This is a genomic window from Streptomyces sp. NPDC127100 (assembly GCF_042724095.1).
GTDB lineage: Bacteria > Actinomycetota > Actinomycetes > Streptomycetales > Streptomycetaceae > Streptomyces.
Genome location: NZ_JBHXFL010000008.1, coordinates 82,529 through 93,939, shown reverse-complemented (window position 1 = coordinate 93,939; position 11,411 = coordinate 82,529). Strand labels below are relative to the sequence as shown.

Genomic DNA, 11,411 nt, shown 5'->3' with positions numbered 1-11,411 from the left:
CCCCGGCCCGCCCGCCCGGCCGGTCACGGAGCGAGCCGCTCCACCCGCCAGCCCCCGCCGGCCTCCGCCAGGTACCGCAGCCGGTCGTGCAGCCGGTTCTCCCGGCCCTGCCAGAACTCCACCGTGTGCGGCGCCACCCGGAACCCGCCCCAGTGCGGCGGCACCGGCACCCGCTCGCCCTCCGGATAGCGCGCCGCCAGCTCGGCGTAGGCGGAGTCGAGGGCGCCCCGGCCGGCCACCACCGAGGACTGGACACTGGCCCACGCCCCGAGCTGCGAGCCGTGCGGCCGGGTCCGGAAGTACGCGGCGGTCTCGTCCCGCCCGGTGCGTTGCGCCACGCCCGTCACGATGACCTGGCGGGCCACCGCGTGCCAGGGGAACAGCAGCGACACGTGCGGGTTCTCGCCCAGCTCGCGCGCCTTGCGGGAGTCGTAGTTGGTGTAGAAGACGAAGCCCTGCTCGTCGAAGTGCTTCAGCAGCACCGTGCGGGAGCTGGGCCGCCCCTCGGCGTCAGCCGTGGAGACGACCATGGCGTTCGGCTCGAACAGGCCGCCCTCCGTCGCGGCCTGCCCGAACCAGCGCGCGAACTGCTCGACGGGGGTGGCGGCGAGCTCGCTCTCGGAGAGCCCGTCGGCGCGGTACTGCTTGCGCATCGAGGGAAGATCGAAGGGGACGGCATCGCGGTCGGTCACGACGGCCATCCTGCCGCATCCGCGCGCCTCCGCCCCGCGGTGTCCTTCGTCACGGACTGGCACTGAGTGCCGCGACCCCTCCCCAAGGGTGGCACCCGGGGATATCGTGCTGGTTCCGTCCCGGTTGGATGACCGCCGGCCGGACGGGGCATCACACGGGTGACCGCAGGGACCGCGAGCCGGCGCACGACCGTGGATCCCGGGGACGACCGCACCGCCCCCGCGCGGGTCGCCACACATCACGATCACGAGGAGCCGCCTGATGTCCGATTTCATACCCGGGCTAGAGGGAGTCGTCGCGTTCGAGACGGAGATCGCCGAACCCGACAAGGAGGGCGGCGCCCTGCGCTACCGCGGGGTCGACATCGAGGACCTGGTCGGACACGTCTCCTTCGGCAACGTGTGGGGCCTGCTCGTCGACGGCGCGTTCAATCCCGGCCTGCCGCCCGCCGAGCCCTTCCCCATCCCCGTGCACTCCGGCGACATCCGCGTCGACGTCCAGTCGGCGCTCGCCATGCTGGCACCGGTCTGGGGCCTCAAGCCGCTGCTGGACATCGACGCCGAGCAGGCCCGCGCCGACCTCGCCCGCGCCGCCGTCATGGCCCTGTCCTACGTCGCCCAGTCGGCGCGCGGCCAGGGGCTGCCCATGGTCCCGCAGCGCGAGATCGACAAGGCCCAGTCGGTGGTCGAACGCTTCATGATCCGCTGGCGCGGCGAGCCCGATCCCAAGCACGTGGCCGCGGTGGACGCCTACTGGACCTCGGCCGCCGAGCACGGCATGAACGCCTCCACCTTCACCGCCCGCGTCATCGCCTCCACCGGCGCGGACGTCGCGGCGGCCCTGTCCGGCGCCGTCGGCGCCATGTCCGGTCCGCTGCACGGCGGCGCGCCCTCCCGCGTCCTGCACATGATCGAGGAGATCGAGCGCACCGGGGACGCCGAGGCCTACGTCAAGAAGACCCTGGACGCCGGCGAGCGCCTCATGGGCTTCGGGCACCGCGTCTACCGCGCCGAGGACCCGCGTGCCCGCGTCCTGCGCCGCACCGCCCGCGAGCTGGGCGCGCCGCGCTACGAGGTCGCCGAGGCCCTGGAGAAGGCGGCCCTGACGGAGCTGCACAACCGCCGTCCCGACCGTGTCCTGGCCACCAACGTCGAGTTCTGGGCGGCCATCATGCTGGACTTCGCCGAGGTCCCGGCCCCCATGTTCACGTCCATGTTCACCTGTGCCCGCACGGCCGGCTGGTCGGCGCACATCCTGGAGCAGAAGCGCACGGGCCGCCTGGTCCGCCCCTCCGCCCGCTACACCGGACCGGGCCCCCGCGACCCGCGCGAGGTCGAGGGCTACGGGGACATCGCGGTCTGATCCCGGAAGGGGCCGCGGAACGCAGACGACCCGCGAGTCTGGTTCCTCCGTGGAGGAGCCGGCCGGACGTACCGGCGACTCGCGGGTCGGGTGACTGCGATGGATTGGCCGGCTGCGCGCAAGGCACACACGCTGGTCCGGCACCGCACAGGATGTGGTGACGGGCTGCTAGCCCGCAGCCACCTCTTCCGTCCGGTATTCATACATTTGCCGAACCACCTCCTTTCCGAAGTGACAACCACACTAGGAAGCCGTCCCCGGCGGATCAACCCATTTTCGGAGAACCTGTCGCGCCGAGGGTGTCCAGGAACGGTTCGACGGCCGCCCGCCAGGCCTCCGGCTGGTCGTAGTGCACGAGGTGGCCGGCGTCGGCGACCTCCGCGTACTGGCCGCGCGGCAGGACCCGCACCATCTCCTGCGCCTCCGCGCGGCCGAGCTCGCCGTCCAGGCCGCGCACGACCAGGGTGGGGCAGCGGACCTGGGCCAGCTCCTCCCAGTGGGCGTCGTGGACCCAGGTCTCGCGGGTCCGCAGCATCTGCTCGGGTTCGAAGACGGGGCGCCAACCGTCCGGGGACTCGGCCATCACCTCGGCGTAGAACTCGCCGCGGGCCGCGTTCGGCCGCTCCACCCACGGGTCGTCCTCGCCGAACCACTTGCGCACGTCGGCGAGCGTCGCGAAGGGCACCGGCCAGGCCCGGAACCACTCGGCCCACACCTGCTGCGAGGCGGCGCCCAGCGCGGAGGCCCGCATGTCGCAGACGACCAGGCCGCGGACCAGATCGGGCCGTCTGGCGGCGAGCTGCCAGGCGGTGAGCGCCCCCATGGCGTGACCGACGAGGACGGCCGGGCCGAGGCCGAGCTGCTCCAGGGCCGCCTCGACGTCCTCGACGTAGGCGTCCCGGGAGCAGACGCCCTCGGGGGGCTTCTCGCTGCGGCCGTGGCCGCGCTGGTCGAGGGCGACGGCCCGGTGGCGCGCGGAGAGCCAGCGCGCCGTGGTCGCCCAGTGCGACGCCCGGCCCATCAGGCCGTGCAGCAGCAGCACGCCGGGCGGGCCGCCGCCGTCCGCCGGGTCCGCGCCGGGCGCCCCGTCGGTCTTGGGAGGGTCGCCGAACTCCCAGGCGGCGAGGCGTACCCCGCCCGCCCCGGTCACGTCGATGCGCCGCGCCATAGGTCCTGGCACCCCCAAGTGTCGCGCCCTGTCGTGCCTGCGCCCTGTCGTGCCCGCCGCGTCCGGTGTCCGCGCCCGTCCTGCCGGGCGCCCGTCGTGCGGGCCGTTCGTTCCGACCACCGCAGAGTATCGAATGGGTATTCGAAAATGCTGTCCCGCCAGGCAACACCCCTCGTTCGAGTGACACCCCTCAGGGATTGATCGCCGTCGCCGGGGGGAGATCTTCAGCGGGAGGCGGACCGCTCGGGGAAAACGGTCCGAGGGGATTGACCCTGAGAGCTCGGGGCTCCGGGTCAGCACGGGGGAGGACAGGCCCCGGCGCCGCAAGGCGCCGGGGCCCTCCGCGTCTCTCCGGCATGTCCCTCCCCCTCTCCGGCCGGGCCCGGCACCACCGCTGGACCCGCCGTACGCCTCGGGCGACAGCCTCGCACGCGCGGCGCGCGAGCGCTGCCGTTCGGCGCACCCCGTCCCGGAACCGACGGGATCGGCACGGCGGCTCGGAACCCGGCGCGAACCCCCGCGCCGGCCCCGCCACCGTCCGGCCGAGGGCCCCGTGAGCGCCCGTGCGGACGTCTCAGCGCTTGGCGACGAACACGTGCGACGCGACGTCCGCCTCGAGCTCGGCCGCCTCGCCGCCGCTGCCGACCAGCACTCCGCCCGCCGACTCCGTCACGCTCACCACCGAGCCCGGCTGCACGCCCGCCCGGCGCAGCGTGTACATGAGCTGCGCGTCCGTCTGGATCGGCTCGCCGATGCGGCGCACGACGACCGTCTTGCCCTCGGGGCCCGGACCCAGGTCGGCGAGCGACACCATGCCCTCGTCCAGGAACGGGTCCGCGCCGTCCGTCTCGCCCAGCTCCTCCAGGCCCGGGATCGGGTTGCCGTACGGAGACTCGGTCGGGTGCCGCAGCAGCTCCAGCACGCGGCGCTCGACGGCCTCGCTCATCACGTGCTCCCAGCGGCAGGCCTCGGCGTGCACCTGCTCCCACTCCAGGCCGATCACGTCGACGAGCAGGCACTCCGCGAGCCGGTGCTTGCGCATCACGCGCGTGGCCAGCCGGCGCCCCTCGTCGGTCAGCTCCAGATGCCGGTCGGCCGCCACGGACACCAGGCCGTCGCGCTCCATCCGCGCCACCGTCTGGCTGACCGTCGGGCCGCTCTGGTCGAGCCGCTCGGCGATCCGGGCGCGCATGGGGACCACACCTTCCTCCTCCAGCTCGAGGATGGTGCGGAGATACATCTCCGTGGTGTCGATCAGTCCGGACATACGTGCCCCTTGGTGAGATCTGCCGGAGGCGGAGGCCCACCGGCGCGTGCGCTGGCCCTGCTCCAATTCTGACGCATACCACCGACAAGCGTCCCTCGCCGCGATGAGCCGGCCCGGCCGGCCCCACCGGTCACCGCCGCGCGGCCCGCCCGGCCGTATTGACACCGCACCGCTGTGGACCGCACCGTGATCCGCGACGCAGCCACACCGAAGGGGCCCCGCATGAGCGACCGCAAGCCGGCCGGCCAGTTCCTCGACGCGGCGATCGACCTGCTGCGCCGCGTCCGGGACGAGGAGGCCGACGCCGTCGAGGCGGCCGGCACCCTGCTCGCCGACACCGTCCGCGACGGGGGCCGCCTCTTCGCCTTCGGCGCCGGTCACTCCTCCCTCGCCGCGCAGGACGTCGTCTACCGCGCCGGCGGACTCGCCCTGATGAACCTGCTCGCCGTGCCCGGCGTCGTCGGCGTCGACGTCATGCCGGCCACGCTCGGATCCGCCCTGGAGCGCGTCGACGGCCTCGCGAGCGCCGTACTCGACTCGTCGCCCCTGCGCGCGGGCGACGCCCTGGTGATCATCTCCCTGTCCGGGCGCAACGCGCTCCCCGTGGAGATGGCCATGAACGCCCGCGCGCTCGGCGTGAAGGTCATCGGCGTGACCTCGGTGGCGTACGCGTCCGAGACCAGGTCCCGGCACAGCTCCGGCACCTTCCTGAAGGACCACTGCGACCTCGTCCTGGACTCCAAGATCGCCGTCGGCGACGCGGAGCTCACCCTCGACACCGTCCCGGCGCCCTTCGCGCCCGCGTCCACGGTCGTCACCACGGCGCTGATGCAGGCCGTGATGGCCACGGCGGCCGGCGCCCTCGCCGACCACGGCATCGAGCCGCCCCTGCTGCGCTCCGGCAACGTGGACGGCGGCCACGAGTGGAACGGCCGCGTGCTGGCGGAGTACGGCGACCGGATCTTCTACCGGCACTGACCGCGCGTACCGGCACCGACCGCGCGGACCGGCACCGACCGCGTACCGGCACCGACCGCGTACCGGCACCGACCGCGTACCGGCACCGACCGCGTACCGGCACCGGCCGCGCACGCCCGTGGCCCGGCTACTCCTCGGCCACCGCCCCGGCCAGGTCCAGCGTCGTCGCGATGCGCACCGCCACGTCCTCGGCGTACATCGCGTCGGGCCGCTCGAAGGCGTTGCGGCCCGCGCCGCGGAGGAACGTCAGGACGCCCAGCGTCCGCCCCCGGCTGCGCAGCACCGTGCACAGCGCGTGCACCGTGTCCGCCGGCCACTGCCGGGTCTCGGCCCACCGGCGCGCCCGCTCGGGCGGCACGGTGCCGGTGCCCGCGCTGGCCCGCACCGAGCCGGCGCGCTCCACGCACTGCAGCGCCGGATGGCCCTCGCCGTACCGCGCCGGCAGCCCGGCCGCACCGGACGGCAGACCGGTGCCCGGCGCCCCGGAGGGCGTGGTCGCGACCCGCACCAGGCGGACGGGGTCCGCCGTCCCGGAGTCCGCGAGCGACCCGCCCGCCACCCGGTCGATCAGCGCGTGGTCCGCGAACCCGGCCAGCGCGAAGTCGAGGTGCACGGTCGCCGCCTCCGCCGGGTCCTCGCACTCCGCCGCCGCCCGCGCCGCCCGGTGCAGCTGGTTGGCGCGGAAGCGCAGCAGCGACCCCTCCTGCTCGCCCTGCTTGACCTCGGTGACGTCCAGGAACAGCCAGCCGACGCCCAGCGGCACCGGCTCCTCGGCGAGCGGCGACGACAGCCGCACGAACCCGCTGCGCCAGCACCGCCGCCGGTCCCCGTCGGGGGTACGCACACTCACCCAGATCTCGGCGGGCGCCGGCGGCGCGCCCTCCGCCAGGACGTGGGTCAGCGCGCTCTCCAGTTCCTCCACGCCCTGGGACAGCAGATCGCCGAGCGGCCGGCCCAGGACCGAGCCGCGGCCGGTGCCCAGGGCGCGCGCCGCGTGCGCGTTGACCACGGCGGGCCGCAGGTCCACGTCCATGAGGACGACACCCCAGCTCGCCTCCTCCAGCAGCGCCTCGCTCAGCGCGATCGACCGCTCCAGGTCGATCTGCGTGTGGACCTCGCTGAACGCGCAGTACACCCCGGCCGGCCTGCCGTCCGGGCCGCGCACCGCCGCCGACTGGGTGCGCACCAGCACCCGCCCGCCGTCCTTCGTCAGGAGCGCGAACTCGTTCACCTGACGCCCGGGCGAGCGCATCGCGGACAGCAGCCGCTCCTCGACCTCGCCCGCGTCCGCGCTGCGCACCGCCCAGCCGGCGAACCCCTGGCGCCCCACGGCCTCGGCCGCGGTCCAGCCCAGGATGCGCTCGGCCTCACGGTTCCAGTGGGTGACGACGCCCTCCGCGTCGAAGGCGCACAGGGCCGCGTCCATCCCGTCGAGGAGGGCGGCCAACAGGTCCGCGCCGTCCCGCTCGGGCTGCTCCGGTTCGTCCGGCCCCAGCTCGTCCGTGGTCCCACTACGCCGGGATGCACTCACCTGAACCCCCTGCAGGCTGCGTCCGCCGTACCGTACGCCGGTTCCTTCACTGGTCTTCATTCAACTCGAACGTGATGCAGCACACACCGGGTTCCCGCAAGATTGCGGAAATCGTTGCGCAGCGGAAACTCGGCATACGCCCCTGTCATCAAGGGTCCCGCCGTCACACCCCGGCCGCCAGCCGCAGATCGACCCACTCGTCGGTCTCGCCGTCCAGCACGTACCGCTCCAGTTCGGTGAACCCCCGCGCCGCGGCGAACCTCAGCCCCTCCTCGTTGGCCGCCAGCACCACCGTCTCCACCGCCGCGGCACCGAGCCCGCGCGCGTGCGCCAGCCCCCGCTCGTACAGCGCCGCGCCGATCCCGCGCCCCCGGAACGCCGGCAGCACCCGGGCGATCACGGTCGCCACCCGTGCGTCCCCCTGCGGCGGACGCACGGTGGAGCACCCGACGAGGACGTCCCCCAGGTAGGCGTTCTCCAGCCGGTACCGGACGCCGCGCTCGCGCACGTCCGCCGGGGACATCGCGGCGGGCGGGACGATCACGTTGTGGACGTGCCGCCACTCCTCCGCCATGGCCTCGCCGTCCACGACCTCGATCCGCAGGCCCGAGCCGGGCCCGACGGGACCCCGGCGCGCGTCCACCTCGATCTCGATCCGCATCCGCTCGTCGGCGAGCCCGCACACCGCCATCGTGGCCGCGGGCCGCACCTCGCCGAACACCCGCCGCAACACGGGCCAGCACGGCTCGAAGGCCTCCCGCTCCGGCAGCAGGTACCGGACCCGCACCACGTCCGCGAAGGTGCAGCCCGCCTCGGCGAGCGCGGCCCCTATGGTGCGCAGGCACTGCTCGGCCTGCTCCACCACGTCGTCGGCGATGGTCATCGCCGCGTAGTCGAACCCGGTCGTGCCCGACACGTGCACCCGGTCCCCGTCGACGACGGCCCGGGCGTACCCGATCCGCTCCTCGAACAGGGAACCGCTCAGAATCGCCCGCCGCTGCGTCATGCGCGGCACGGTAGGTGACCGGCGTACACGTGATCAAACAGGTAACCGGCGCGAGTGTCCTCACCCGCGCCCGGGGCCACGGGGCCCGGGCGCGCCCCCGGTCACCCCCTGCTCACCGCCGCGAGGATCTCCGGCAGCCGCCGGGCCGTGTGCGGGGCGGCCAGACGCAGGCCGAGCAGGGTGATCACCGCGCCGTACACCGCGCCCACCGGCAGCAGGACCGCGCTCCACGCGTCGCCGCCCTCGCGCACGTTCAGCCAGACGGTCAGCGCGATGACCGGGGCGCACAGCAGGGCAGCGCCCACCATCCCGCCGAAGATGGAGATCCAGGCCAGCCCCACCTGGCCGGGGACCACGTTCTTGTGGCCCTCCTGCGGAATGGAGTACGGGAAGCGGGCCGACGTCCAGGCGCCGGTCGCCAGCATCGCTCCGAGCAGCGCGAAGGACAGGCCGAGCGCCTCGGGCAGCGTCCGCCAGTCGTCGAGCATCGCGGTCGTCAGGACGGTGACGAGGGTGGCGTACGGCAGCGTGATCAGCAGCAGGGCCAGCGCCCGGGCGCGGAGCTCGACGTACGCGTCCCGCGGCGAGGAGATGGTCATCGCGACGATCCAGAAGGCGGACGTGTCCTGGCCGAACTGGTTGTACATCTGGATGCCGAGCATTCCGGCGGCGAAGCAGGCGAAGTAGACCGAGCCGGTGCCCTGCCAGGCGTTGAACACCGGCACGATCAGGCCGATGGCGAGCGAGGTCACCCAGGCCGCCTTGGTCTTGGGGTCGCGCCACACGTACCGCAGGGTGCGCTCCATGGTGGTGCCGGTGCGGCCCTCGGGGAGCAGCCGGGCCGGGCCCGCCGGGCCCGGCCCGCGGGCGGGCCCGCCCCCGGCCGCCTGGAGCGTGGAGCCGTCGGGCGAGGTCATCAGCCGGGTCAGGTGCCGCGCCCAGACCCACAGCAGCAGCACCAGGGCCGCCGCGGTCAGTGCGAGCTGGGCGAGGGCGGTGCCGTACGCCCCGTCGCTCGCCGCGTCCATCGCGCCGACCGCCGAGGCGGGCGGCACCCAGCGCAGTACGTCGGCCACCGGGTCGAGCTGTCCCAGACCGGACGTGCCCAGCCGCTGCGCGCCGAAGTTGACGAGCTGCGCCCCGACCGCGACGACCAGTCCGCTCAGTACCGCGAGGTCGCGGCCCTTGCGGCTGGTCAGCAGCCGGACGTTGGCGGCGGCGACGGCCCGCGCGAGGGTCACGCACACCAGCAGCGCGAGGACGGCGCCGACGACGCCGGCCGCGATCGCCGCCCCGCCGTGCGCCACCGCGGCTACGGAACCGGCGAACATGCACAGGGTGAACAGCGGCCCGATGCCCACCAGCGAGGCGGCGAGCAGGGCCCGCACCAGCGGGCGGGGCCGCAGCGGCAGCATCACCAGCCGCGTCGGGTCCAGGGTCTCGTCGCCGCTCGGGAAGAACAGCGGCATCACCGCCCAGCCCAGGCCGAGCACCGCCGCGAGCAGGACGACCAGCGCGTCCACGTGCGCGTGTCCGCGCAGGGCGACCAGGCCGATGAGCTGGAGCGCGGTGAAGAGCAGGACGACGACGGCCGAGGCGACGTAGGCGGCCCGCCGGCCGCCGGACTGCCGCAGCCCGTTGCGCAGCAGGGAGAGCTTCAGCCGCACGAAGACGGCCGTGACGGGCGTGGGCTGGGTGGTCGGGGTGGTGGTGGGGGCGGTGCGGGCGCTCATCGTGCCCCGCCGCCCAGCCAGTCGAGGTCGCCTCCGGTGTCCCGGGCGCCCGCGCCGACGAGTTCGAGGAAGGCCTGCTGCAACGAGGGGGCGTCACCGCGTACTTCGGCGAGCGTGCCGGTGGCGCGGATGCGCCCGGCGGCCATGACGGCCACCCAGTCGCACAGCGACTCCACCAGCTCCATCACGTGCGAGGAGAAGACGACGGTGGCGCCGGAGGCGGTGTAGCGCTCCAGGACGCCCCGGATCGTCTGCGCGGACACCGGGTCGACACCCTCGAACGGCTCGTCCAGGAAGAGCACTTCGGGGTTGTGCAGCAGGGCGGCCGCGAGGCCGATCTTCTTGCGCATGCCGGTCGAGTAGTCGACGACCAGCTTGTGCTGGGCGCCGGCCAGGTCGAGCACGTCCAGCAACTGTGCGGCCCGCTTGTCCACCTCGGCGCCGGGCAGTCCGCGCAGCCGGCCCGAGTAGGCGAGCAACTCCCGCCCCGACAGCCGCTCGAACAGCCGCAGCCCCTCCGGCAGCACCCCGATCCTGGCCTTCACCTCGACCGGGTCCCGCCAGACGTCGTGCCCGACCACCTCGACCGACCCCTGGTCGGGCCGGAGCAGCCCGGTGACCATGGAGAGCGTGGTGGTCTTCCCGGCCCCGTTCGGGCCGACGAGTCCGATGAACTTGCCCGCGGGCAGCTCCAGATCGATCCCGCTCACGGCGACCTGCTGCCCGAACCGCTTCCAGAGCCCCTGTACACGCACGGCGCTTGTGCCCACCACGTCTCCCTCCGTCACCTCGAACCCTACGGGGGAGGCGCGCCCCGCCAGGGGCGCGGGGACGCGCGGAACCGGAACGAACCCGCGGCCGCCGTCAGGCACGAGCCGCGGGACGACGGCGCCGTCCTAACGATCCCTGCCGCACGCGTAAGCCAACGGAGAGATCAGCTCCTCCACGTCCGGCAGCCACCGGTTCGCCGGTGTCGGCCGGCAGACCCACTGCACGGCGCCCCGCGTCCCGTACCGCGTGGGCGGCGCGGCCACGTACGCGCCCTCGCCCAACGCGGCCAGGTCCAGGGCCCGCGGCGACCACCCCAGCCGGCGCACCAGATCGGGCACCTTCGCCGTGGCCCCCGGCAGCACGAAGAACCGCATCCGCCGGTCCGGCGCCAGCGTCACCGGGCCCAGCGTCAGCTCCATCCGCTCCATCCGGGCGAGCGCGAGGAAGCCCGCGGACTCGGGCACGTCGATCGCGTCGAACGTCCGTCCCGTGGGCAGCAGGACCGACGCGGCCGGCTGCTGCTGCCACAGCCGGCGGACGACGGTCGCGCTGCCCGTCGCCTGCGCCGCCCAGTCCGCGCGCGCCGGGTGTGCGCCCGGGGCGGCGCACGCCGCGTCCCCGCAGGAACAGCGCTGCACCCCGTCGGCGGCCTCCAGCCAGGTCCCGGGCGACACGTCCCAGTGGCGCTCCTCGGCGTAGCGGACGGCGGTCTCCAGCAGCGACGTTCCGCGCTGCTGCGGGATCTGAGCGGTCTCGGCGCCCGGGATGGTCTCTTCCACGTGGAGCACAACTCCCGCACCCACCCCGGGTTACGGCCCCCGCGCGCGCGGGGGAGGAGCACCGATCCCACATCCGGGGCGCATGGGTGCATGTACGGGGGCGCGCGGGAGGATCCGTGGCCG

The 11,411-nt window shown here is 74.4% G+C and carries 10 protein-coding genes; 2 read left to right on the top strand and 8 right to left on the bottom strand.

The genetic code is table 11. From position 1 onward, the window contains the following. Positions 1-23: 23 nt before the first annotated feature. Positions 24-701, bottom strand: a complete 678-nt coding sequence (gene pdxH / locus ACFWJB_RS11495) for a pyridoxamine 5'-phosphate oxidase (RefSeq protein WP_385464424.1) — start codon at positions 699-701, stop codon at positions 24-26. 253 nt (positions 702-954) lie between these two features. Here pdxH and ACFWJB_RS11490 point away from each other — a divergent pair, with 253 nt between their 5' ends. Continuing rightward, positions 955-2,055: a citrate synthase 2 gene (locus ACFWJB_RS11490; protein WP_385464427.1), complete on the top strand. Its 1,101-nt coding sequence runs from the start codon at positions 955-957 to the stop codon at positions 2,053-2,055. 265 nt (positions 2,056-2,320) lie between these two features. Here ACFWJB_RS11490 and ACFWJB_RS11485 read toward each other — a convergent pair whose 3' ends face one another. Beyond that, positions 2,321-3,223, bottom strand: a complete 903-nt coding sequence (locus ACFWJB_RS11485) for an alpha/beta fold hydrolase (RefSeq protein ID WP_386921810.1) — start codon at positions 3,221-3,223, stop codon at positions 2,321-2,323. A 574-nt stretch (positions 3,224-3,797) separates the two neighbouring features. Continuing rightward, positions 3,798-4,490, bottom strand: coding sequence for a metal-dependent transcriptional regulator (locus ACFWJB_RS11480; protein ID WP_225637286.1), 693 nt, complete (start codon positions 4,488-4,490; stop codon positions 3,798-3,800). A gap of 222 nt (positions 4,491-4,712) precedes the next feature. Here ACFWJB_RS11480 and ACFWJB_RS11475 point away from each other — a divergent pair, with 222 nt between their 5' ends. Further along, positions 4,713-5,468, top strand: coding sequence for an SIS domain-containing protein (locus tag ACFWJB_RS11475; RefSeq protein WP_385464434.1), 756 nt, complete (start codon positions 4,713-4,715; stop codon positions 5,466-5,468). A gap of 127 nt (positions 5,469-5,595) precedes the next feature. Here the strand turns inward: ACFWJB_RS11475 and ACFWJB_RS11470 are convergent, their stop codons facing one another. The 5 genes from ACFWJB_RS11470 to ACFWJB_RS11450 all read right to left on the bottom strand — a co-directional run bounded on the left by ACFWJB_RS11470 (position 5,596) and on the right by ACFWJB_RS11450 (position 11,288). Further along, on the bottom strand, positions 5,596-7,059 hold the full coding sequence (locus tag ACFWJB_RS11470; protein WP_386921807.1) for a PAS domain-containing protein: 1,464 nt from the start codon (positions 7,057-7,059) through the stop codon (positions 5,596-5,598). A 103-nt stretch (positions 7,060-7,162) separates the two neighbouring features. Continuing rightward, the gene (locus ACFWJB_RS11465; RefSeq protein WP_386921805.1) at positions 7,163-8,005 is read right to left on the bottom strand and encodes a GNAT family N-acetyltransferase; all 843 of its coding nucleotides are present in this window, start codon (positions 8,003-8,005) and stop codon (positions 7,163-7,165) included. A gap of 101 nt (positions 8,006-8,106) precedes the next feature. Then, a complete protein-coding gene (locus ACFWJB_RS11460) occupies positions 8,107-9,738 on the bottom strand; it encodes a transporter (protein ID WP_386921803.1) in 1,632 nt (543 codons plus the stop codon). Continuing rightward, complete coding sequence (locus tag ACFWJB_RS11455; protein ID WP_385464446.1) at positions 9,735-10,526, bottom strand: ABC transporter ATP-binding protein; 792 nt, start codon at positions 10,524-10,526, stop codon at positions 9,735-9,737. The genes ACFWJB_RS11460 and ACFWJB_RS11455 overlap by 4 nt, the downstream gene beginning before the upstream one ends. 108 nt (positions 10,527-10,634) lie before the next feature. Next, entirely contained in the window at positions 10,635-11,288 is a 654-nt protein-coding gene (locus tag ACFWJB_RS11450; RefSeq protein WP_385464449.1) for a bifunctional DNA primase/polymerase, read from the bottom strand. Positions 11,289-11,411: the final 123 nt, after the last annotated feature.

Coding starts and splice junctions, on each gene's coding strand:
- pdxH (WP_385464424.1), bottom strand. CDS start 701: ATGGCCGTCGTGACCGACCGCGATGCCGTCCCCTTCGATCTTCCCTCG.
- ACFWJB_RS11490 (WP_385464427.1), top strand. CDS start 955: ATGTCCGATTTCATACCCGGGCTAGAGGGAGTCGTCGCGTTCGAGACG.
- ACFWJB_RS11485 (WP_386921810.1), bottom strand. CDS start 3,223: ATGGCGCGGCGCATCGACGTGACCGGGGCGGGCGGGGTACGCCTCGCC.
- ACFWJB_RS11480 (WP_225637286.1), bottom strand. CDS start 4,490: ATGTCCGGACTGATCGACACCACGGAGATGTATCTCCGCACCATCCTC.
- ACFWJB_RS11475 (WP_385464434.1), top strand. CDS start 4,713: ATGAGCGACCGCAAGCCGGCCGGCCAGTTCCTCGACGCGGCGATCGAC.
- ACFWJB_RS11470 (WP_386921807.1), bottom strand. CDS start 7,059: ATGAAGACCAGTGAAGGAACCGGCGTACGGTACGGCGGACGCAGCCTG.
- ACFWJB_RS11465 (WP_386921805.1), bottom strand. CDS start 8,005: ATGACGCAGCGGCGGGCGATTCTGAGCGGTTCCCTGTTCGAGGAGCGG.
- ACFWJB_RS11460 (WP_386921803.1), bottom strand. CDS start 9,738: ATGAGCGCCCGCACCGCCCCCACCACCACCCCGACCACCCAGCCCACG.